This is a genomic window from Pseudomonas sp. H1_A03 (genome assembly GCF_054685145.1).
The window spans coordinates 5,580,699-5,604,338 of sequence record NZ_CP162829.1 but is presented as its reverse complement, the minus strand read 5'-3'; the positions used below and the strand labels follow the sequence as shown (position 1 = coordinate 5,604,338).

The 23,640-nt window shown below is 59.5% G+C and carries 17 protein-coding genes; 8 read left to right on the top strand and 9 right to left on the bottom strand.

The annotated features are described in order from the left end of the window. Window positions 1-116 precede the first annotated feature (116 nt). From AB4O35_RS25920 to AB4O35_RS25910, 3 genes are all read left to right on the top strand, one after another. On the top strand, window positions 117-2,819 hold the full coding sequence (locus AB4O35_RS25920; protein WP_256530425.1) for a hypothetical protein: 2,703 nt from the start codon (window positions 117-119) through the stop codon (window positions 2,817-2,819). 174 nt (window positions 2,820-2,993) lie between these two features. Then, complete coding sequence (locus tag AB4O35_RS25915) at window positions 2,994-5,711, top strand: hypothetical protein (protein ID WP_065880793.1); 2,718 nt, start codon at window positions 2,994-2,996, stop codon at window positions 5,709-5,711. Between the two features lie 321 nt (window positions 5,712-6,032). Continuing rightward, a complete protein-coding gene (locus tag AB4O35_RS25910; protein ID WP_065880794.1) occupies window positions 6,033-8,699 on the top strand; it encodes a hypothetical protein in 2,667 nt (888 codons plus the stop codon). 55 nt (window positions 8,700-8,754) lie between these two features. Here the strand turns inward: AB4O35_RS25910 and dsbG are convergent, their stop codons facing one another. From dsbG to dsbD, 3 genes are read right to left on the bottom strand one after another with little or no spacing between them, the layout of a single operon-like run. Next, entirely contained in the window at window positions 8,755-9,516 is a 762-nt protein-coding gene (gene dsbG / locus AB4O35_RS25905) for a thiol:disulfide interchange protein DsbG (protein WP_065945308.1), read from the bottom strand. Further along, on the bottom strand, window positions 9,492-10,337 hold the full coding sequence (locus AB4O35_RS25900; RefSeq protein WP_065873394.1) for a TlpA disulfide reductase family protein: 846 nt from the start codon (window positions 10,335-10,337) through the stop codon (window positions 9,492-9,494). The genes dsbG and AB4O35_RS25900 overlap by 25 nt, the downstream gene beginning before the upstream one ends. Then, window positions 10,338-12,065: a protein-disulfide reductase DsbD gene (gene dsbD, locus AB4O35_RS25895; protein WP_065945309.1), complete on the bottom strand. Its 1,728-nt coding sequence runs from the start codon at window positions 12,063-12,065 to the stop codon at window positions 10,338-10,340. A 162-nt stretch (window positions 12,066-12,227) separates the two neighbouring features. On the opposite strand from dsbD, the gene AB4O35_RS25890 reads away from it, so the two are divergent. The 5 genes from AB4O35_RS25890 (at window position 12,228) to AB4O35_RS25870 (ending at window position 17,128) form a co-directional block, all read left to right on the top strand. Continuing rightward, on the top strand, window positions 12,228-12,908 hold the full coding sequence (locus AB4O35_RS25890; protein ID WP_065873392.1) for a response regulator: 681 nt from the start codon (window positions 12,228-12,230) through the stop codon (window positions 12,906-12,908). Further along, window positions 12,905-14,227, top strand: coding sequence for an ATP-binding protein (locus AB4O35_RS25885; RefSeq protein WP_065873391.1), 1,323 nt, complete (start codon window positions 12,905-12,907; stop codon window positions 14,225-14,227). Before AB4O35_RS25890 ends, AB4O35_RS25885 begins: the two co-directional genes overlap by 4 nt. 124 nt (window positions 14,228-14,351) lie before the next feature. Continuing rightward, window positions 14,352-15,119, top strand: a complete 768-nt coding sequence (locus AB4O35_RS25880; RefSeq protein WP_065873390.1) for an N-acetylmuramoyl-L-alanine amidase — start codon at window positions 14,352-14,354, stop codon at window positions 15,117-15,119. A gap of 310 nt (window positions 15,120-15,429) precedes the next feature. Continuing rightward, a complete protein-coding gene (locus tag AB4O35_RS25875; protein WP_065891073.1) occupies window positions 15,430-16,824 on the top strand; it encodes an aspartate aminotransferase family protein in 1,395 nt (464 codons plus the stop codon). An 82-nt stretch (window positions 16,825-16,906) separates the two neighbouring features. Continuing rightward, entirely contained in the window at window positions 16,907-17,128 is a 222-nt protein-coding gene (locus AB4O35_RS25870) for an MbtH family protein (protein ID WP_065873388.1), read from the top strand. 144 nt (window positions 17,129-17,272) lie between these two features. Here AB4O35_RS25870 and AB4O35_RS25865 read toward each other — a convergent pair whose 3' ends face one another. From AB4O35_RS25865 to minE, 6 genes are all read right to left on the bottom strand, one after another. Next, window positions 17,273-18,610 carry an amidohydrolase gene (locus AB4O35_RS25865; RefSeq protein WP_065873387.1) on the bottom strand — a complete coding sequence of 446 codons (1,338 nt, stop codon included), beginning with the start codon at window positions 18,608-18,610 and terminating at the stop codon, window positions 17,273-17,275. A 17-nt stretch (window positions 18,611-18,627) separates the two neighbouring features. Next, window positions 18,628-20,793 (bottom strand): mechanosensitive ion channel family protein, encoded by a 2,166-nt coding sequence (locus AB4O35_RS25860; RefSeq protein WP_065873386.1) that lies wholly within the window; start codon window positions 20,791-20,793, stop codon window positions 18,628-18,630. Between the two features lie 52 nt (window positions 20,794-20,845). Beyond that, window positions 20,846-21,022: a hypothetical protein gene (locus AB4O35_RS25855; protein ID WP_175402976.1), complete on the bottom strand. Its 177-nt coding sequence runs from the start codon at window positions 21,020-21,022 to the stop codon at window positions 20,846-20,848. Window positions 21,023-21,168: 146 nt separating this feature from the next. Beyond that, window positions 21,169-22,458 (bottom strand): M18 family aminopeptidase, encoded by a 1,290-nt coding sequence (locus AB4O35_RS25850; protein ID WP_065873385.1) that lies wholly within the window; start codon window positions 22,456-22,458, stop codon window positions 21,169-21,171. Between the two features lie 196 nt (window positions 22,459-22,654). Next, window positions 22,655-23,290 (bottom strand): RluA family pseudouridine synthase, encoded by a 636-nt coding sequence (locus tag AB4O35_RS25845; RefSeq protein WP_065873384.1) that lies wholly within the window; start codon window positions 23,288-23,290, stop codon window positions 22,655-22,657. Window positions 23,291-23,385: 95 nt separating this feature from the next. Then, window positions 23,386-23,640: a cell division topological specificity factor MinE gene (gene minE / locus AB4O35_RS25840; RefSeq protein WP_003175252.1), complete on the bottom strand. Its 255-nt coding sequence runs from the start codon at window positions 23,638-23,640 to the stop codon at window positions 23,386-23,388.

Here is a 23,640-nt window from a genome sequence, read left to right as displayed (position 1 = left end):
GAACTGTCAATTCTGACAGTAGGCAAGTGGGCTCATACGAGGTTTAGATAACCATTGTTTCCTGGCCTGCAGAGGCGGGCCGGGTGGTTATCTTTCCTTGGATGGGAGTGCCGATCGTGGCTAAACCGACTAAACCAAACACAACAGGCTCAGCGAATACAACGGCTTCGGGCCGGGGCAGCTCGGCCGGCGTTCCCAAAAAACCAGCCAACCAATACCTGTTGCCGACTGTAAAGAACGCCACGACTAACAACACGTTGTATCCGATAGATGCAACGGCGGGGACGACGGTAACGTGCCCGTCAGCGATTCCCGCAGGCACTCAAATTACGCTGAGCGTGGCGATCAAGGGCCAAGAAGCCAATCCCGTTTTCACCGCCATGACCCAAGGCACCGGAGCGCCCAATGTCGAGGTAAATGTTCCCGCATGGGTCATTGGCTATTGCATCGGCCGGACCGTGATCATTTGGTACAAGACGGCGGCGGGTGAGTCCTTCCGGCTGGAACTCTTCATTGAAGTGATCAAGCCTGATGACATGCCTGTTCCCAGGTTCACCGACCTGTCCTTCGTTGACGGCTCCTGGTGGCTGGACATGGCCACTTTTCCAGGCGATGCCGGCGTCGAATTGTGCGATTTGCCCTTTATCGCTGCCGGGCAGCGCATATGGTTTGAAGCGGTTGGCAATGAACACCATGCACAGCCGCGTTTCTTCTGGATTCTTGAAAATCATGTCGTGACGGAAGAGGAGGCGCAGAGTGGTTTCTGTTTCCTGTTGGGCATCCTGCGCGCGTGGCTGGCTGAAAATGACGATTATTCGTCGGTCACCACGGGGGCGGGCATCATCTACTCAGATGCTGAGGCCACCGCACCTGAGGACCCGCGAATTTCCCGGCTCCCGGGGAACGCGCAGTTGTCTCGACGAGCCACGGCTAACCTGCGAGTGCGTGAGCCGGAGTTGACGCTGTATGCGCCGACTATCCGGGAAGCCGTGTATGTCGAGGGGAAAGGGTATTTGATCAACCCGGCGAATACCGTCAATGGGGCCCATGTCGTGGTGGCGTACGACGGCATTAAACCCGGTGATAAGGTATGTGTAGAGTTGGCAGGTACGCCGGGACCAGGCACTCCGGTATTGGCGTGTCAGGTCGTGCAGCAGGGGGAGACCAGCCTGTTGTTCGGCGTGCCTGCTTCGGCCATCAGTGCGAACTTCGGTAAACCCATTAAGGTGTCTTACACCGTCCTTCGTGGCAGTGTGTGGCCTTCGTCGGAGTTACTGGCTCGGGTGCTTGAACCCACCGGATTGAGCGGTATAGACGTTGATGAAAAAACCGGCGGTAAGATTTGCCTCAACACTTTTCCCGGTGACGCTACGGTCAGGGTTTCGATTTGGGATTACATTGCCTTAGGGCAAACCGTTTGTTTGTGGATAACGGGAGAACTAGGAGACGGCAGCCCATTTCACTGGGACATACTCACTGCTGAGACCGTAAAACCCGAGTGGGTGACCGCTGGCGTGAGTGCGGCACTGATTCGGGATGAGTTGGAAAAACTGGCCGACTGCCAGGTATTCCAGATTCATTTTTCAGTGAGCTTCAGCGGCTCGACCCAGATGGAGGACGCAATTGCATTCCTACCGTTGTCATTGGAAATGGTTCAGAAAGACCTCGAGCTGGTGGCGCCTTCGGTGCGAGAGGCAGTCGGTAATTTATTGACCGTCTGGAATGGCCGTGATGGCGTGACGGTGAGAGTGGCCTATGACGGCATGTGCGATCGCCACACCATCGCGTTGTGCTGGGAGCAAGCGGGTGGTTGCCTGGCGTTAGCTCCCCAGCCGGGAGACTCCGTTGCGGGCTATGTGGACTTCCATATCCCTCGCGCAGCGGTCATTCATGGGATTGGCAAAACAGTGCCGATCCGCTTCAGTGTCGTTAGCCGTTGCAAGCACGCGACGTCGCCGGATCTTGAGTTGGAGATCAGTGTGCCTGTGTGCCTGCCGACGCCGGTAGTGCCTCAAGCTACGCCGCCTGCGACGCAGGGTGGCATTCTGGATTTGGCCTCCTTTCCTGGCGATGCATCAATCACCGTTTCGGCCTGGTGGTTCGCTCTGGCGGGACACCACGCCTGGTTGAAATGCACCGGCACAAATAAGGACGGGAGCCCCCGCACGTTCTACGCGGTGCAAGGCAGACGGCTCACGCACGACGAGGTCCTGAACGGGCTGGCAGCACCTTTGATCCGAGCAGAGCTGGATGGGTTGAAACACGATTCCTCTCTGACCGTCACCTGTCTTGTCGCATCCGATGGCAGCGAGCATGAGAGCGGTGCGACCATTTTCCCAGCGCTGAAGCTGACTATCAAGCGACCTTTGATTTGTGGCATCGAGCGTTTCGAATCACTGCCGCTGGGTACTTTTGGCGTGGGTGGGAGTGTGCAGACTTCTTTGATGAAGATCACCTTTGCGTCGGGCTCTGGTGTGGCGGGTATAGTCACGTACGCTAATGATGAGTTCTATTCGGGCAAGCACTTTGTCATGTGTGAAAACGTCGACAATCAAGTTCCGCCACAACTGCACCGAATTGACTTCGTCCGGCCATTGGAGTCCGTCAAGTTTGCCTGGGCCTGGAAACAACAACCCGCGACGGTCGTCTATTATGATGAAGGCGGTAAGGTCATAACCAGTGTCGATTATCCTGACGATTGGCGAGGAGGTTTCTGGGTCGAGCATGTGACAGAACCGGGGACGGCTATCAGTTGGTTGACCATTCTTGTGCGCGACTATTCGTTTATCGATAACTTCCATGCCTGCTATCGAGACTGAAGTTATGACGTCGAAGATTTTGAGTTTGCCGTTGGTCGGGGAAGTCGTGAGTTGGCGGCAGAACTGTCAGATCTGACAGTAGCCAAGATTTCTCATCCGAGCGTTAGATAACCGAAGTTTCTGGCTGGCCTGGCCAGCCTCGACGGTTATCTAACGTTGGACAGGAGTCTTATCGTGGCTAAAAAACCGATCTCTAAAAAAACCTCCCCAGCTCAGGCTATGAGCGTTGCGCCCGCCCCATCAACCAAGGTGGCCACGGCTGAATTACCCTTTGCAATCATCCAGTACGCTACGAACAATAGTCTGCTTTACCCTCTGGATGCAGCCCAAGGTACGACCGCGACACTGGCGCTTCCCGCAGGGAGCGCGCAGGTCATTGTGCATTTCGCTATTAAAGGCCAGAGCTGCGCGACGTTCCCGCCGATCAGTGTCGCAAGCGGTGATGTAGCCGATATTCCCTGGCAATGGATCAGTACCTGTATCGGGCATACCGTGCTGATCTGGTACGAGGCCGTTGTCGGTGGTGCACACAAAGAGTCACTGGTACTGGAGCTTGAGATTCAGGACGTCCGCGAAGAGGATCTGCGTGCGTCAATGCCTGGGTTCGCGCATGCCGAATTGGAGTGGGGCACGTTGTGGTTGAACATGTTCAATTTCACGGGGAATGAAACGATCCGGGTCAAGGCCTGGCCGATGATTCGGGCGGGCTCGCGATTGTTTGTTGTTGTCGCCGGTAATGAGCAAAATGTACCACCTGAATTTTGCTGGGCAGCCTTTGATCACGTAGTAACTGACGAGGAAGCGCATGAGGACTACGTGTTTGAGTTCTTCTTGTCGCGCCCATGGTTAGCACACTTGGATGATTACACGTCCTGTACCTGCCATCTGGGGGTTATCTGGGACGGTTGTCACCCTGAGGCTCCGGTGTCGAATGTGAACCCGCTGCCTAGAAACGCTCAGGATTTCCACCAGCGTTCTACGGTGCTGCTGCGCGTCGATCCTGCGCTGGATTTGAATCCGCCTCGTCTACAGGAAGCGGTGCAGATATCCCCGGGTAACTGGCAGGTCAACCCGGCCAACACCACCCAGGGCGGCCATGCATTAGTGACCTACCCAGGCATGACCGAAGGTGATCATGTTTGTATGCAAGCCTCGGGGCCGAATTATGGGCCCTTATCGCTCGGTTGCCAGGACGTGAAGCTGGGCGATGTAAGTCTTTCATTCGAAGTCGCCCCTGAGATCTTCGCAGCCCTGTTCTGCCAAACGTTGACACTGATCTATAGCGTTCAATTTAACAATTACCTGCCTCAGAACTCTCCCGGGTGTGTAATCCAGGTGCTTGGTCCTCAGTTGACCAAGCTCTGTATCGAACAAGCAACGGGTGACACCCTCGACCTCAAGACATTCGACGACGATGCAACGGTGCTGGTGCCTATCTGGGACTACGCTGCTGTCGGGCAATGTGTCTGGGTTTGGATTAGCGGAACCCTGGAGGGCGGTAGCCCTTACCAATTCTTCATCCTGATGGATGAGCCGCTGACTGCAGGCTGGATGACTAATGGCGTCGACGCCCCCATTCCCAGGGCTGAACTGCAAAAACTAGAAGATTGCAGTGACTTTGAGCTGCATGCGGCGGTGAGCTTCGATGGCAACTGCGATCTGGCGACGGCCCTCGAATTTCCGGTTCAGACCTTCAGTATCGATCAGGTAGATTTTGCGTTGAATCCGCCTGAAGTGCGCGAAGCTGTGGGCAATCAACTGACGATTTACAACGGGCGGGACGGGGTCACCGTCCGGGTGGCCTACCCACACATGAGCAGCAGGCATCAGATCCAGTTGAACTGGAAACGATCAGATGGCACTGATGTGCCGTTACCCCCCAAACCGGGCAACTCCAATCCGGGTTATGTGGACTTCAGCGTTGCCCGCGAAGAAGTGATTCATGCCGCTGGCAAGACGCTGACGCTCAACTACACCGTTACCAGTGCGTGCAAGCTTCAGACATCGGGGGATTTGGATCTGGAGTTCAGCGTGCCTGTACGTCTGACGACGCCGGAAGTGCAGCAGGCAACGCCACCCGCCACCCAAGGCGGCATTCTGGATTTACGTACGTTTGCCGGGGACGCTCGCATAGGCGTGCCGGACTGGTGGTTCATGCTGGTCGGGCAACGGGGCTGGTTGGAGTGCTCGGGCCCGCTGTGGGATGGATCGGTCCATACCTTTAAGGTGATGGACGCCGAGGTGATTACTGCAACGGATGTCACCAACAGTTTGTCGCGTGTACTCAAACGGCTCGAATTGGATAAATACGAAACCGGCGCTAAATTGACCTTCACATTCAGGCTGACCGCGGATGGCAGCGCTAATATCGATGAGGCCATCCCTTTTCCACCGTTGAAGTTGATCTTTCGCAAGCGCTTGCTTGACCAAACGCCCTTCGATCCAAACAGGAAAGGGTGGAATGGTTGGCAGAGAGGTGCGGGCGCCACCGATCCCAGGGATCTGGTGCTCAAGTACGGTCCTTATCCTTGGGAAACGGGGATGGGTTATTGGTTGGTAGACTGGGGATATACGAATACATCCAACCCGGCAACGCAAAGTGAGAAACTGTTCAGGATTTTCACCAACCTGGAGCCGGGGAACTCCTATACGTTCCATGCATGGATTCGCGATTCTGTTGGCCTACCCTTGCCGCCTCGCATGGCACTCACAGTGAATGGGAAAGACATAACCCCAGTAATCGAACCTGGCACAAACTGGTTTTTACTGGAGGGCAAGTTTGTTGCTGATTCAAGTACGGCCAGGCTTGGCATTGATAATCGCAGGATGGGAATAGATCCCGCCAATGATTTTGATGTGACATGGATCAGGGTGTTTGAGGGAACACTCTGATTTTCCGAGACGATGTAAAGATAGGGCCTTCACTGTGTGAAGGCCCTTTTCGTAAGGCCGTTGAGTAACTTACCTCGGTTCCAAAATCTTCCCCAATTATTCCGCGAAGGCGCTCGTTGCTGATTACTCGATTCACATTGGGGGTAGCACAATAATGAAGTTATGGCGTTGTGGGATGGTCATTGATCGGAGAGCAAGGGAAATTCGTCAAAACTGTTAATTTTGACAGTAGGCGAAGAAGCGTTAAAAGTGCTCACTAATAGGAGACCTCGGCCTTAGACTGGCTTTGGGTTACAACCCTTGGAACACGGAGTTCTGACCATGGCTAAAAAAATAACGGCGCCTAATGCTTCTTTAAAACCGGTTAATACGCGCAAACCCAAGGCTATCGAGGTTTTAGCCCCAGTGGTTTACAAAGGGGAAGGCGGAAGCATATATCCGCTCGATGCGAAAGATGACCCGCACCTGACCACGGATCCGGACATGGATGGCTCGGATATTGTCGTCACAATTTGGGTTGAGGATGGCGGCGGACCCGTATTCGAAGAGATTGTGGATAGAAGTGGTATTGGTGGCGCCCGGAAAATCCCAATCCCCCTGAACATCCTTACATCGGGTATGGGTCACACGCTGTTATTCAAGTATAGAGGGAAGGTGGGAGGGAAGGCCGCAGAGTCTCGGGTAGCAGAGGTGGAAGTACGTTTTTACGATGAAATAGACCTTGAAGGTTATGTGCCCCGGTTTGTCCACTCCAAGTCTGTTCACAACACGGATACCTTGGACATGTATACGTTTACCGGGGATGAAACGATCGTGGCGTATGCCCATCCTCTCGTTAAAGCACGCGATCAACTATTCGTGAACGTAGCGGGTGATCAGGACAGCACGCCCTTTGCATTCAAGACAGTGGCTTTTTCTCGCGTTGTGACTGCTGATGAAGCGGTGCCGGGTCATGAGTTCAGACTTTCTTTGAAACGCAGTTGGATGGGACGTCGTCGACCCTGGGGGGCGTTGACGATTCATTGGGGATGGATTTGCGATGGTCGCCACCCACGCCCTCCGGCTAGTGTCGATCCTATCCATGAGACGCGTCTCCCGGAAAACGCACTTGAAGGTCGTCCTCGCCCTACCAGTGCCCTGATTGTCGATCCTCGCATGGGAAATATGCCGGCCCCTCATCTACGACAGTCGACGTTTTACAACAATGAGTGGTGCCTTAACTCTGCGCTCACCAAAGATCGCGGAAATGTAGACGTCCCCGACTTGGAAACCTATGCAGGCGACCAGATCTGTTTTTATGTGGGCGGGCCCGGTCACGAAAAAAAGCCACTCGGCTGCGTGACAATTAAAAATGACGGGGATCCGGCAACCATCGAGCTTTCTGCCTGTGATATTGCTTGTTTTTTCAGCATGTCGATGACGCTGACTTATACCGTTCAATTCGCCAGTAGCGGTGAAGCACAGCAATCACCTGAGCAGGTGGTCAACGTATTGTTGCCCCAATTCACTCATCCAGGGATTGAAGATGCAACGGGTCATATCCTGGACCTCGGCACATTTACGGAGGAAGCGACAGCTTTTGTGGCTGAATGGGATTATGCCGAGTGCTCGGAATGTCGCTGGATGTGGATCACGGGTGAGCGTGAAGACGGCAGTGCTATCCGCATTGATATTTTGGTGGATGCCCCTGTTAAGGATGCCAGAAAAACTAATGGAGTCGCTGCCTCGATACCAAGGGTCGAGCTGCAAAAGCTGGCAGACTGCAGCGAATTTGAGCTGCACTTTGCGGCGAGTTTCTGTGGCAAGTGTGAGCTGGAGGATGCCCACGAATTTCCTGTTCAGACTTTCAAAATCGAGCAGGAGCCTTTGGCACTGATCGAGCCGTCAGTGAGGGAGGCGGTGGCTGACCAATTGACCGCATACAATGGGCGCAACGGCGTACATGTTGAAGTGAAGTACACCGGCAGCAATCCCAAGCACTCCATCATTATCTGCTGGGAGAGACCGAACGGTTCTTGCTGGTTGGTGACCTCCCAACCTGGTAGCACGACGGGCGCGGTGATCTGGTTGCTGCCGTCGGAGGCCGTGATCGAGAGCTTGGGTAAAGTGGTGGAGATCACGTTTACTGTCACCACCGCCTGCAAGGTGCAGACTTCACCGCCTTTGCACTTGAATATCAGTCTGCCAGTGCGCCTGGAAACGCCGAACGTGCCGGAGGCTACGCCGCCCGAGACTCAGAATGCCTCTCTGGACCTGAGAACATTTGCTGGGAATGCCAATTCACACATGAAGGCTATGTGGTTCTTGCGGGCAGGGCAGAAGTGCTGGCTGCAGGCAGCCGGGACGAATAAAAACGGTAATCCTTACTCGTTCAATGTGTACGCGGCCAGAGCGATTAAGGTGGCAGAGGAGACCGCTGGGGTGGCGAGTCCTGTACTACGATCCGAGCTGGACAAGTTGAAGGACGAAAGCAACCTGACCTTAACTTACAGCGTAGCTACAAACGGCAGTTCGACTGCGAATGTGGTGTGCCCTCAGCGGGTGCTGCAGGTGCTTTCGCCGCTGGATGATTTCACATCGTTTGCCGGCAATAACTGGAACGGATGGATTCCCGGACCAGCAGCCCTTGGCGAGATGAGGTATGCCTCGTTTTTTGGCAAGACCTGCGTGGCAAATGGCACCGCGAGTACTGCTGGCGTGGGCAACGTCCTGTATAAAGTCTTCACGGGGCTAGTAGTCGGTGCGACGTATGATTTCAGCATTCTCGCCTGCACCTACAACGGCGCCGCTCCATTGCCAAGGTTGTCTCTGTGGGCCAGCGCAGGTGCTGTTACGCCGGTCACGACCTTTTACAACATGGCATGGACACTGCTGAGGGGCACGTTTGTTGCGAATGCACCAACGATGCAACTGGAGATACGCAGCCATGAGTCGTCAGGCGCTTCCGGCAATGACTATGCGATCACTGATATTCGAGTGAGCGGATAGTCGAAAAGTCGTTTTACCGTGAAAAATGCTCCTGCCTGTTGCAGGAGCATTTTTCTCACTTGGGCCCCATAATCTTCCCCAACTTCTCCGGCGAAGGCGCCCCTTGCTGTTGCTGTAGCCCGCCCTTGTCATCCAGATAGAAAATCGCCGGCGTCGCCGACAATTCCAGCTCCTCCATCAACTTCATATTGGCATCAAGCTTGGCCTCGATATCCGCCGGAATCTTGTCCAGTGCCTGCAACTTGCTGCCTTTACCGGCGGCTTCATGTTCTTCCAGAGCTTTTTGCGGGTCCTTGGCGGCGAGCAGCGCGGCGGATTTGCCTGGGCTGTCTTCGCGGATGATGCCGACCATGATGTGGCGCAATTGCACCTTTCCGGCTTTTACCCACGGGCGTGCCTGTTCCCAGAACATGTTGCAGTACGGGCAGTTGGGGTCGCTGAACAGGTAGACGGTGCGCGGCGCGTTGACGTCGCCGTCCTGGATCCAGCTGCTTTTTTGCATCTTGGCCCAGACTTCCTTGGCCATCGGTGCGTACACCAGTTTTTCCAGGGGCGCGGTGCTGAGGTCGTTGCCCTGGGCGTCGTACAGGTTGCCGGCGATCACGTTTTTGCCGTCGGCGGTCAGGTACAGGGCCATGCCGCGGTTCTGGTACTGCGCGGCGTAGCCGGTGAGGCCGCTGGGGGCGTCGAATTTGCCGAGGATCTTCGCGCCCCTGGCCTCGATCTGTTTGATCGGCGCCGGCCAGTCTTCGGCCTGGGCCAAGGTGGCGGCGAGCGTCAGCGGCAGCAGGGTCAGCAGGTGGCGGAGGCGGGGCATGTCGGTTTCCTTATTGGAGCGGTATCGAAGGGTTCCATGGCGCGGGCCAGGCTGGCTTGCGACAGTTCGCCCAAGTGGCTGTTGATCAGGCGTCCATCGGCTCTGTAGAACAAGGTGGTTGGCAAGGCCATCGAGCCCACGGCCTGGCCGAGGCGGCCGCTGGCGTCGAACAGCACGTTGTCGAGGGTCAGGCCCTGAGTCGCGAGGAAGGTGCTGACGCTTTGCATGTTTTCTGCCTGGTTGACGAACAGGAAGGTTACGTCGGGGCGTTGGTGTTGGGCGCGTTCCAATACCGGCATTTCGCGACGGCACGGCGGGCACCAGGTGGCCCACAGGTTGATCACCAGCGGGCCGCCCTTGTAGTCGGCCAGTTGCACCACGTCGCCGTTGGCATTGCGCAGGGTGATGTCCGGCAGTTGCGAGCCTTTGTCGTAGAGGCTCAGGGATAAACTGGTCATGCCCCAGAACACCAGGCCGGTGATCACCCCGGCACTCAGGGGCTTGCGCAGGGCCGGACGACGCCAGCCGTAGGCCAGGGCGCCGACGACCAGAGCGATCACGCCGGGCCAGGCGAGGAAACCGCCGTCGCGCAGGTCGACCATCTGCAACGGGTCGTGGCGGTAATCACTCCAGTACATCAGTACAAAGCTGACGCGAGCTACCAGCATCGCCAGCAGGAACAGGCTGAACAGCACCGATTCCGGGTTTTCACCGCCACGCTTGGCCACGCGCCAGCCCACCAGAGTGGCGAGAATCAGCGCGGTAATCAGCAGCAAGTGATTCAGGGCGATGGCGAAGGTGCCGATGGTCAGGGTCAGCATTCAGAGGGCGTCCCGGGTGTGCGTCCAGCGTTGCAGGAAGGTGACGGCATCGACTTCGCCGGTGATGCGTTGGGCGCGGCGCTCTTCACCGTCCGGGCCGATCCACACGAAGCTCGGTGGGCCAGGGACTTTGTAGCGGCCGAGCAGCGCGCGGCTGGCGGCGTTGTCGGCGGTAACGTCCAGGCGCAGCAGGCGCACGTCCTTCAGGGCGTCCATGACCTCGGGTTTGCCGAAGACCTGTTTTTCCATGATCTTGCACGACACGCACCAGTCGGCGTAGTAGTCCACCAGCACCCATTGGCCCTGAGCCTTGGCGCTGTCGAGTTGGGTTTGCAGCACGGCGGGATCGTTGATGGTCATGAACGCGTCGTGGGCGGTCGGTGCAGCGACGGTCCGCGAGCCGCTGTAGACTTTCAGCGGTTGCCACAGGTCATCGCTGCCACCGGCTGCGCCGACCATCAGCACGGCGCCCCACAGGCCCAGCACCAGGGAACCGGCGCCAAACACCTTGGCCGCGAGGCCGTATTCGCGGGCCAGCGTCCAGCCGCAGTAAGCCATCACCAGCGCGAGTACGCCCCACAGGCCGATCCACAGGCTTTCGCCAACCACCGGGCGCAGCATCAGCACGGCGGTGCCGAGGAACAGGAAGCCGAAGACACCCTTGAGCACGTTCATCCAGGTGCCTGGCTTGGGCAGGAAGCGATTACCCACGGTGACCAGCAGCAACAGTGGGATGCCGATGCCGATGCCCATGGCGAACAGGATCAGGCCACCGTGCAGCGCATTGCCGCTCTGGGCGATGTAGAGCAAGGCGCCGGCCAGCGGCGCGGTCATGCATGGGCCCACCAGCAGGCCGGACAGTGCGCCGAGAACCCCGGCGCCGACCAGGCTGCCACCGCTTTGCTGGCGGCTGACGTTGTCCAGGCGGTCGCGCAGGAAGGCGGGCAGTTGCAGTTCAAAGAAGCCGAACATCGGCAGGGCAAGGATCACGAACAAGGCGGCGAAGCTGCCGAGGATCCACGGGGTTTGCAGCAGCGCGGCTAGATTGCTGCCGAGCAGCGCGGCCAACACGCCCAGTGCGGCATACACCAGCGCCATGCACACCACATAGCTGCTGGCCAAGGCAAAACCGCGACGTGGGCTGGCGCCACTGCCGACGACCAGACCGGCGAGGATCGGCAGCATCGGCAGCGAACAGGGGGCAAACGCCAGCAACAGGCCTAGGCCGAAGAACAGCAACAGGCTCCAACCCAGGCTGCGTTGTTGCAGGCCACTGGCCAGGCTTTGGTCCTGAGCTTCGGCGGTCGCTGCGACGGCCGGGTTGCCGCCAAGGTCCACGGTGATCGACTGCGGCGGATAACACAGGCCCGCATCGGCACAGCCCTGCCAGCCGAGCTTGATCTGGCCGGTTGCGCCGGCCGGGATCTTCACTTCCAGGCCTTGGCGATACACCTCTTGGTCACCGAAGAATTCATCGCTATGGGCCTCGCCTTGCGGCAGCGTGGGCTTTTCAGCCAAGCCATCGAACTTCATGCGCTGCTTGTACAGGTAATAACCGTCGGCAATCTGCCAATACAGCTGGGTCTCGCCACTTTCAAGACGTTCGGAGGTAAAGGTGAAGGCTTTGCCCACCGGAAGGAAATCGGGTTTGGTCTCAAACGGGTTACCAGGCGCGGCCTGGGCAAACCCTGCGAACAACACCAGCAGAAAGGTAAACAGATGCCGCATGGTCAAGCCTTAGTTCGATGCAAGTAGGCACACAATGTGTGGCGTTGATTAACCGATGATTAACCGAGGCTATTCTAGAGGGAGTGTGGACCATTTAGCGGCATAATCTGCGCTTAATCCGCTGCACTTCTAATCACCCCCATCTTTCATGAAGGGTTCACCATGCACGTACTGGTCTGTGAAGACGACGAACTGATCGCCAGCGGCATCGTGGCCGGCCTTACCGCCCAGGGTTTTACCGTCGAGCGCGTGGCCTCGGCTGGCGCGGCGCGCGCCATGCTCAAGGCGGCGACATTCGACATCATGGTGCTCGACCTCGGCCTGCCGGACGAAGATGGCCTCAAGCTGCTGCAACAACTACGCAGCCAGGGCCTGGAAATCCCGGTACTGATCCTGACCGCACGGGACTCGGTGACCAACCGCGTCGACGGCCTCCAAGCCGGCGCCGACGACTACCTGCTCAAGCCCTTCGACCTGCGCGAACTTGCCGCGCGCCTGCAAACTCTGCTGCGGCGGATGGCGGGGCGCAGCGTCAACCTGATTGAGCACGGTCGCCTGGCCTACGATCCGAGCAGCCGCGAAACTTTCCTGGGCGGCCAGCCAGTGGACCTGTCACGCCGCGAACAGGCGCTGTTGCAAGCCCTGCTGCATAACAAAGGCCGTGTGCTTTCCAGCGAGCAACTCAAGGACAGCGTCTACGGCTTCAACGATGAGCTGGAAAGCAACGCGCTCAACGTGCATATCCACCACCTGCGGCGAAAATTGGGCAATGGCATTGTCGAGACCGTGCGCGGCCTCGGCTATCGCCTGGGCTCGGCCGACGGGGGCGAGGACGCGTCGTGAAAAGCCTGCGCCTGCGATTGACGTTCAAGCTGGGCGCCGCTTTTGTGCTGATCTGGGCCCTGGCGGCGGCCTGGATGCTCAGTGACCTGCGCAACCAGATGATGTTCTCCCTCGACCAACGCCTGGTGGCGTCGGCGCGCATGGTGGCGGGGCTGACCGAGCAGATGCCGGGCCTCGCCAGTGTGGGCGGCGGCGCGCATTTCCATGGGGCACAACTGAATGTGCCGGGGGGCATGGCGTGCCAGGTCAGCTCCTTGCGCGGTGAAGTACTGGCGCGTAGCCACGCCACGCCGGATGAAGGGCTGGAATCGCGCCAGAGTGGTTTTCGTGACCAGGTGATCGATGGCGTCAACTGGCGCAGTTTTACCCTGTCCCGTGGCGACCTGTTGATCACCACCGCCGACCGCCAAGTGGAACGCGAGGCGCTGAACCTGTCGATCCTGCTGGCCGCGTCGGTGCCGGTGGGTGTGGCGATGCTCGGCTGCCTGTGCTTGTTGTGGCTGGGCATCGGCCAGAGCCTGCTGCCGCTCAACCGCATGCGTGACGCCTTGATGCGGCGCAGCGCCGACTCTCTCGAACCGCTGCAGATCCACCCATTGCCCAGCGAACTCAAACCGCTGCTCGACACTCAGAATCAACTGTTGCAGCGTATCGCCAAGACCATCGAGCGCGAACGCCGCCTCACTGGCGACGCCGCCCACGAACTGCGCAGCCCCTTGACGGCGATCAAGACCCACCTGCAAGTGGCGCGCATGACCGACGGCGCGGCCCGCGATCAGTCCCTGGCCCATGCCGAGGCGGGCGCCGACCGTTTGCATCGCACCCTGGAGCAGTTGCTGTTGCTGGCCCGCGTGGAAGGCAGCCTGTCATTCGACGATGGGCTGCAGTCCAGCGCCGAAGAAGTGGCACGCCTGGCGATCCAGGATGCGAATGCCGGCGACAATTCGCGCATTGACCTGATCCTGCCGGACAACCTTTCGGCCACCCCGGTGGAAATGCCTGTGGGCCTGGCAGTCGCAGCCCTGCGCAATTTGCTGGACAACGCCTTGCGTCATACGCCTGCGGATACGCGGGTGGAACTCAGTGTATTCACCGACACCGACAACGTGGTGTTCCGCGTGCGTGACCACGGCACGCAGATTTCCGCCGATGACCTGCAATACCTGACCCAACGCTTCTGGCGTAATGGCAGCAGCGAAGGCTGCGGCCTGGGGCTGGCGATCGTGCAAGCCATTGTGCAGCGGTGTTCCTGTTCCTTGAAATTCGACAGTCAACCGGATGGCCTGCGCGTCGACCTGGGCATGCCGCTGCGGCGCTGATCACTTTTCTTTCACGTGCCAAATAGTTACCGCCTTCCTGAAGTTCAAGCCTTCAGGATGGCGGTAATTTTTTTGCGCTTGAACGGGCTGAACGACTCTGCCTGTATTGAAAAGGACGGTTCTTATGTTGGTCATCGATACCAGTTTTCCTGCTACAGGCTTCAACGAACGTAACGGCGAGCCTGTGGGGCAGGTCATCCTGCATTACACCGCGGCGCCTTTTGGCTCCTCCCTGCGCACCCTCACCCAGGACGGGGTGAGTGCGCACTACTTGCTGCCCGACCCAAAAGATCCCAGCTACCGCGCGGCTGGCTATGAAGAGTTGCGTGTCTTCCGCTTGGTGGAGGAAGACAAGCGCGCCTGGCATGCCGGGGTCAGCCATTGGGCAGGGCGCGATAACCTCAATAGCCGCTCGATTGGCATCGAGATCGTCAACCTGGCGCGGGATGTCGGCGGCGTGTTCACGTTCCCTGAGTACGGTGAGGAACAAATTGAGGTGTTGATTGCGCTAGTGCGCGACATTCTCGGGCGTTACCCACAGGTTGGGCCCACGGACATCCTCGGGCATTCGGACGTGGCATACGCGCGCAAGAGTGATCCTGGCCCCAGGTTGCCTTGGCAGCGCTTGCATGAAGCGGGGCTGGGGGCCTGGTTTGATGAGGCGACGCGGGCGATGTATCAGCGACGCTTTTGTGTCGGGTTGCCACCGGAAGCCGAGGTGGAGCGGGCGTTTCAGCGGTTCGGGTACGCACCTGCAAAGAACCGGCAGGGGTTTCAACAGCGCACGCGAGCGTTTCAGATGCACTTCAGGGCGCGGGATTATTGTGGGTTTCTGGATGGCGAGACCTGCGCGATTTTGTATGCGCTGAATGAAAAATACCGCGGGCTCTGATACTGGCTGCTCTTCTGTGGGAGCTGGCTTGCCTGCGATGGCATCGACCGGATTTTCCTGATACGCCGAGTTGACCGCATCACAGCATAGGTATCGACACCTCCAAAGCGAGCCACCCGCGTAGCAGTGAGAAATGTGTAGATACGGGTGCCCGAGCTGCGGTCTATAGGCTTTTCGCGACCGGAGGAGTAAATCCCGTCGGCGCTGGTGCGTTTCCAGAACAGTAAATCCGTTCGCACGCTCCCTCGGGGCCAGACGCCAGCGGATCGGCAGTTTGGTCACCACCATCAGCGTATTGAGGGATCGAGAAATGTCAGTCGCTACCAGCCGTATCGAAGACGCCCAGGTGCATGAAACGCTCTACCAGTTCGACGAAACCCCGCTGCTCGCCCGCCAGCGCCAGCAGGAGTCCAACGCCCGCAGTTACCCTCGACGCATTCCCCTGGCGCTCAAACGCGCCAAGGGCATTTACGTGGAAGACGTGGAAGGCCGCAGTTTCATCGATTGCCTGGCGGGCGCCGGCACCCTGGCGCTGGGGCACAACCACCCGGTGGTGATCGAAGCTATCCAGCAAGTGCTGGCCGATGAACTGCCGCTGCACACGCTGGACCTGACGACGCCGGTCAAAGACCAGTTCGTGCAGGACTTGTTCGGCCTGTTGCCACCAGCGCTGGCGCGGGAAGCGAAGATCCAGTTCTGTGGCCCCACCGGCACCGATGCCGTGGAAGCCGCGTTGAAACTGGTGCGCACCGCCACCGGTCGTAGCACCGTGTTGTCCTTCCAGGGCGGTTACCACGGCATGAGCCAGGGCGCCTTGAGCCTGATGGGCAGCCTGGGGCCGAAGAAACCTTTGGGCGCCTTGCTGGGCAACGGCGTGCAATTTTTGCCGTACCCCTACGACTACCGTTGCCCGTTCGGCCTGGGTGGCGCGCAAGGCGTGCGGGTCAACCTGCATTACCTGGAAAACCTGCTGAATGACCCAGAAGCTGGTGTGTTGCTGCCGGCGGCGGTGATTGTCGAGGTGGTGCAAGGCGAGGGCGGTGTGATTCCGGCTGATCTGGACTGGCTGCGCGGCCTGCGCCGCATCACCGAGCAAGCGGGTGTGGCGTTGATCGTCGATGAAATCCAGAGCGGTTTTGCTCGCACCGGCAAGATGTTCGCCTTCGAGCACGCCGGCATCATCCCGGATGTGGTGGTGATGTCCAAGGCCATCGGCGGCAGCCTGCCGCTGGCGGTGGTGGTCTATCGCGACTGGCTCGACACCTGGCTGCCGGGCGCGCATGCCGGGACGTTCCGTGGCAATCAGATGGCGATGGCGGCGGGTTCGGCGGTGATGCGCTATCTCAAGGACCACGACGTGGCCGGCCATGCGTCCGCCATGGGCGAGCGCCTGGGCGAACACCTGCGCATCCTGCAGCGAGACTTTCCGCACCTGGGGGATATTCGCGGTCGCGGGCTGATGCTCGGCGTGGAACTGGTTGAGCCGGATGGCGCACTGGATATCCAAGGCCACCCACCCGTCCATCGCCAACTGGCGCCGCTGGTGCAGCGCGAATGCCTCAAGCGCGGGCTGATCCTGGAACTGGGCGGTCGACATGGCAGCGTCGTGCGTTTCCTGCCGCCGCTGGTGATCACTGCCGCGGAAGTTGATCGGGTGGTGGATATCTTCGGTCGCGCGTTGGCAGCGGCGGTCGCCAGCCTCTAATTTTTTTGCAACTTGATACGTTTCTACAGATATCAGTGCTGCGTGCAGTGCGCAGCCGGCCTTTTAGCGATGGAGAACAGCAATGACCTCAGTATTTGACCGCGACGACATCCTGTTTCAGGTAGTGGTCAACCATGAAGAACAGTACTCCATCTGGCCCGACTACAAAGCCGTGCCGGAAGGCTGGCGGACCGTGGGTAAGAGCGGCATGAAGAAAGAGTGCCTGGCCTACATCGAAGAAGTCTGGACCGACATGCGCCCGCTGAGCCTGCGTCAGAAAATGGACGGTGCCACGCTCGCCTGATCTGTAGTGAGCGGGCTTGCCTCGCGCTGGGGGGCGAAGCCGCCCTAAAACCAGGCGCCTGAATTCTGTCTGGCAGAACGCGGTGGCCGGATTGGGGCGGCTTCGCCCCCCAGCGCGGGGCAAGCCCGCTCACTACAATAGCGGTCAGTTGGCGTACAGGTAATCCGTCGCCAACGACGCCAACGTCCTCACCCCTACCACCAACGCCGACTCATCCACAAAGAACCCTGGATTGTGATTCGGCGCAGCCTTGCTCATGTCCTGATCCCGCGGCGTCACTCCCAGGAACACAAACAGCCCCGGCGCCTCCTTGGCATAAAACGAGAAGTCTTCCGCGCCGCCCACCAGCGGGCCCTGCACCACATCATCCTGGGCCGCCCAGCGCAGGCTTGGCAGCATCTTCTCGGTCAGCGCCGGGTTGTTGATGGTGGGGTCGTACTTCTCGATGATGGTAACTTCAGCCTTGGCACCGCCGCTTTCGGCGATTTTCTCCACGGTCTGTCGTACGTCTGCGTGCAGTTTCTGGCGGATGCCATAGTCGTAGGAGCGAATGGTCCCGGCCATGTCCACCGACTCAGGAATGATGTTGTAGCGCGTACCGCCATTGATGGTGCCAATGCTCACCACCGACGGAAACGACGAGATGTCGGTGCGGCGGCTGACCACGGTTTGCAGGCCGACAATGGTCTGCGCGCCCACGGTAATCGGGTCAATGCCATCCCAAGGGCGACCGGCGTGGGTTTGCTTGCCGAGGATCTTGATGCGCAAGTCATCGGAGCTTGCCAGGGTCGGGCCCGGGCGATACGCAATCCGGCCGGCGGGCACACCGGCCCATACATGCAAGCCAAACACCGCGTCCGGCTTGGGCGCCTTCATCACGCCTTCCTGCACCATCATTTTGGCGCCCCAGGTGTTTTTGCCGTCGGGGATGAAATCACTCGGGCCTTCCTCGGCCGGCTGGAAGTAGAACACCACGTTACCGGGCAGGCGTTCACGCATGCCGGTCAGGATCTTTGCAGTGCTCAGCAGAATGGCAACGTGGGCGTCGTGGCCACAGGCGTGCATCACGTCGACTTCCTTGCCCAGGTAGGTGCCCTTGGCTTTTGAGGCGAAAGGCAGGTCAGCGACTTCCTTGACGGGCAGCGCGTCCATGTCGGCGCGCAGGGCGACGGTCGGGCCGGGCAGGGCACCTTTGAGCACGGCAACAACGCCGGTGCGTGCTACGCCGGTTTTCACCTCGAGGCCGAGGTCGCGCAGCTGCTTGGCGACCAGCTCGGCCGTGCGGGTTTCGGTATTGCCCAATTCAGGGTGGGCGTGAATGTCGCGGCGGGTTTCCAGCAACGCCGGTTCAAGGATTTTTGCCTGCGCGGCGATTTCCTCCCGGGCACTGTCCTGGCCGCTGCTGGCGGCAATCACGGCACTGCTGGCGACCCCGCACAGCATGCCGAAAACCCATGGGTGTGTCAGACCGGTTAAACGCATAAGGACCTCTCCTGAGTTTATTGTTGTAGCGCTTTCTCCTGCACAGTGCCGGCGGTGACCACCTGCACACTCAAGCGCGGCGTCGCCAGGTCCAGCCCGGCTTCATCCAGATGACGCTTGAGCGACAGGTTGAACGCCCGCGACACTTCCCACTGCTTGATCGGCGCCGTCTTGAAGCGCGCACGTAGAATCGCACTGCCTGACTCGAAGCTCTCCACGCCCTGAATCTCCAGCGGCGACCAGATGTTGCGGCGCTGCAGTGGGTCGTTGCGCATTTTCTGGCCGACGTCGCGCATCAGCTTGATGGCGTCGTCGATTTCCATGTTGTAGGGGATCGCCACGCGGAAGATCGCGTAGCCGAACTCCCGCGAGTAGTTCTTGATGCTCTTGATCTCGCTGAACGGGATGGTGTGCACAATGCCGTCGATATCGCGCAGGCGCACGGTGCGGATGGTCAGGCCTTCCACCGTACCGAGGTGGCCGCCGACATCGACATAGTCATCGATGGCCAGGGAGTCTTCGATGATGATGAACAGGCCGGTGATCAAGTCTGCCACCAGCGATTGCGCACCAAAGCCAATGGCCAGGCCGATCACACCGGCACCGGCCAGCAACGGCGTGACGTTCATGCCCATGTTCGCCAGGGCAACAATGGCAGCGATGATAAAGATGGTCACAAACAGCACGTTGCGGATCAACGGCATCATCGTCTGCGCGCGGGCATTGGCCAGGCCTTTGCGCGAGCGGGTGAGCGCGTGGTGGATCGCGGTGTCGCTGAGGATCCAGATCAGCCAGGCAAACAGCAGCGTGCCGCCGAGGCCGAACAGCTTGACGCTGATTTCATGCCCGTCGCCTTCGGTAAAGCGAATCAGCGACAGGCCCCAGACCCGCAGGCCCAGTTCGATAAACACCAGCCAGACCACCAGATGCGCCAGGGTATAGACGAAGCTCTTCAGCCGCTCGGAGTACAACGCATGGCGTTTGTGCCCGCGTTGCGGCTTGAGCGCATGGCGACGAACAAGGCCATTGATCACCATGCACAACACCAACAAAACGGTGCACAGCAGCGACTGGCGCAATGCCGTGCTGGTATCGCCGGCAGACACGAAGGTGGCGAACAGCGAGATGCCCACCAACAGCAAGGCCGGGATGTACCAGAAGGAGCCGATGATTTCGATGGTGTCGCTGAGGGCCCTGCGGGTCAGGCGACGGGACAGCGGCTGGTTGCGGATCAGGTGGGCGATGGGCCGGCGGAAACGCAGGATAAACACACCGGTCGACAGTGCTGCCATGACATTGGCGATCGTCGCGGCAGTGTGTGACAGGTGCTGGCCCAGAGCCAGGACGAGGCGCGGGTCGCTCAAGGCCTCACCGAAGGCGGCAAAGCTGCCGATCCACCACAGGGGGCGGAACGCTTGGTGACGCAGGATGTACAGCGCGCGATGGCGATGCGGGCCGTCGAGCACCGAAAAGGCAATCACGCAGATGGCAGAGAAGCAGGTACCGACCACCAGCGCGTAGGCCAAGACCATCGCCAGGGATTTGCCCAGGGACGAGGGCAGGGCATAGCTCAGGTAGACCGTGATCACCAGCGCGATCAGCCATGGGCCGAGCTTGCGCAGCGCGAAGCGCACCATGTCCCAGGTGCGTGGGTGTTGCGGCAATTCTTCGGGCAGGCCGAAGCGTTCGCGGACGCGGTGGCTGAGCCAGATCAGCGCGGCGGCGAGCAGGCTCCACACCGCCAGGATAAGGGCGAACCCGAAAATGATCGGCAGCCATTCGTTGGCCGGCAGCATCAGCGCACTGAGTTCTTCTTTGGCCAGGTCGACTTCGTTGGACCAACGCCCCACCGGGCTGTCTTCGCCGGAGAACTGCTGCTCAAAGCCCGACAGCGTACTGCCGATGAGCCCTAGTACGCCTTGCTCGGCGGCGGGCTGGGCTTTTTGCGTGGCGGCGCGCAGCTTTTTCAGGTCGCTCAGCAACTGAGTGCGCTGCTGGTCGTTTTCCAGGGTCTTGATCACCTCGTCCAACGACTGCCCCAGTGGCACGTCGGCCTGGGGCTGGGTTTTGCTGTTGTTACCCAATAGGCCGGGCAGGCCCACGGCTTGGGCAGGCGTGAGCGGCAGCAAGGTGAGCAGGGCAATCAGGCAATAGCAGGGCAGGGCAAACAGACGGGAAAGCACGAGGCGGTCAACCTTGAAAACGACGGGTTGAGCGAGTGTACGAGTGCAATCGTCATTCGGCCAGTTTGGCGAGGATCTTGTACACCACGGTGCCCAGGATCAGCAGCATGCCGACCCACATGCCGAAGACGCCGAGGGGCTTGTCACGAAAGTTGAAGCCTACAGCCAACAGGATCATGCCGATCAGAATCGGGATAAGCATGGCGTGGAAAGAGGACATGGAGATCATGGTGCGACGGCCTTGTCGGAGTGGGAATACTGACAAGTCTAGGTCGGATCGCAGAAAGTGCAGGTGATGCAGATCAGGTGTGCACAGAACCAAATGTGGGAGCGAGCAAGTCCGCTCCCACATTTTAAACCCCATCCGGCCCTGAATCAGGGCAGGTCACGGCTCGCATAAAACGCACCCAGTACCTTCACCAAATGCGCCAGGTCATGGCTGCCGCACAGCTCACGAATCGAGTGCATGGCAAACGTCGGCAAACCGATGTCCACGGTGCGCACGCCCAGGTGGCTGGCGGTGATCGGGCCGATGGTGGAGCCGCAACCCATGTCGCTGCGCACCACAAAGCTCTGCACTGGCACTTCCTGTGCCATGCACAAGTGACGGAAGAACCCTGCGGTTTCGCTGTTGGTGGCGTAGCGCTGGTTGCTGTTGACCTTGATCACCGGGCCCGCGTTGAGCTTGGGGCCGTGATTGGCGTCGTGCTTCTCGGCGTAGTTTGGGTGCACGCCGTGGGCGTTGTCCGCAGACACCAACAGAGATTTCTGAATGGTGCGTACGAATTCATCACCCTCTGGTAGCAGGCGACGCAGGGTCTGTTCCAGCATCGGGCCATCCGCGCCGCACGCCGAGCAGGAGCCGACTTCTTCGTGGTCGTTGCACACCAGCACGCAGGTTTCATCGGTCTCGCTGGTGAGCAAGGCTTGCAGGCCGGCGTAGCACGACAGCAGGTTGTCGAGGCGCGCGCCGGCGATGAAGTCACCGTTCAGGCCAATCACGGCGGCACTTTGGGTGTCGTAGAAGCTCAACTCGTAGTCCAGCACTACGTCGGCGTTCAGCCCGTGTTCCCGTGCCAGCTGCTCAGTGAGCACGGCACGGAAGTCTACGCGCTCGTCACCGGCAAATTGCGCGAGGATCGGCGGCAGCTCGGTCTGGGCATTGATCGGCCAACCCTGGTTGGCTTCACGGTTCAGGTGAATGGCCAGGTTGGGGATGATGGCGATGGGCAGCTTGAAATCGATCAACTGGCTTTCGACCTTGCCGTCACGGCGGAAGGTCACGCGGCCAGCCAGGGACAGATCACGGTCGAACCACGGCGCCAGCAGTGCACCGCCATAGACTTCCACACCCAACTGCCAGAAACCCTGGCGTTGCAGCTCCGGCTGAGGTTTGACGCGCAGGCATGGGCTGTCGGTGTGGGCGCCGACCAGGCGAATACCGCCCTGCAGCGGCGAATGGCGGCCAAGCTTGAAGGCAATGATCGAGGAATCGTTGCGGGTCACGTAATAGCGCCCGTTGGCTTCGGTGGTCCAGGTCTCGCGCTCGTCGAGACGCTGGAAACCGGCCGCTTCCAGGCGCTGGGCCAGGGCGGCAGTGGCATGAAAAGGAGTAGGGGAGGCCTTGAGGAAGTCGATCAGGCCTTGATTCAACGCTTCGCGCATAAATAGCTCCAGACAGCAGTGCGCGGAGTTTACCGTATTGGCTCGCGATTTGGCGTGAAGCTACCTTCTTGAGCACCACACAAAACGACTGTGGGAGCTGGCTTGCCTGCGATAGCGGAGGGTCAGCCAATACATTTGGCACAGATAGACCGCTATCGCAGGCAAGCCAGCTCCCACATTGAATGCATTTGCAGCGTTAGAACGGGGCGGAGCACTCGAAGCGCAAGCGCTCGCCGCTCTGCGGATGCGTGAAGCTCAGCATGCTCGCGTGCAGGCACAGGCGCGGCCAGGCAGCCAAGGCTTGTTCGTGGGCATAAAGACCATCACCGAGCAGCGGGTGGCCGATGGAGAGCATGTGCACACGCAACTGGTGCGAACGCCCGGTAATCGGCGTCAGCTCGACGCGGCACCAATCGCCGCAACGTTCCAGCACTTTCCAGAAGGTCAGCGCATGCTTGCCAAACTCGTGGTCGACCACATGGCGCGGCTTGGTCGGCGGGTCGTAGCGCAGGGGCAGGTCGATACTGCCGCTGTCCAGTTCCGGTTGGCCCCAGGCCAGTGCGGTGTAGGCCTTTTCGGTTTCGCGGTCGTGAAACTGGCGGGACAGTTCGCGGTGGGTATCGGCGTCCCGGGCCAGTAGGATAATCCCCGAGGTTTCCCAGTCCAGTCGATGGACGATGCGGGCTTCGGGGTAGCCGTTTTCCTGCAGGCGGGTGATCAGGCAGTCCTTGTTGTCATCGGCACGGCCAGGCACCGAGAGCAGCAGGGTCGGCTTGTTCACCACCAGGACAGCGTCGTCCTGATGGAGGATGTGGATATTGGACAACGGCATTAAACAGCCTCGCAACAAACGCCAACGGCGGCTCGCCCACCCGGCCCTTAAAAGGGATCAGGGTGAACGAGCCGCCGTGGCGGCCGCCTTTTCGATTAACGATCAGGCAGGGTGATATTGAGTTCCAGAATCGAGCAACTGCCGTCATTTTCCAGGGCGACATGCACGTCATCGTTGCCGATATTGACGTACTTGCGGATTACCTCGACCAGTTCCTTCTGCAAGGCTGGCAGATAATCCGGCGTGCTGCGTTGGCCGCGTTCGTGCGCCACGATGATCTGTAGACGCTCTTTCGCTACCGACGCGGTACTTGGCTTTTTGTTGGCGCGAAAGAAGTCGAGAAATTTCAT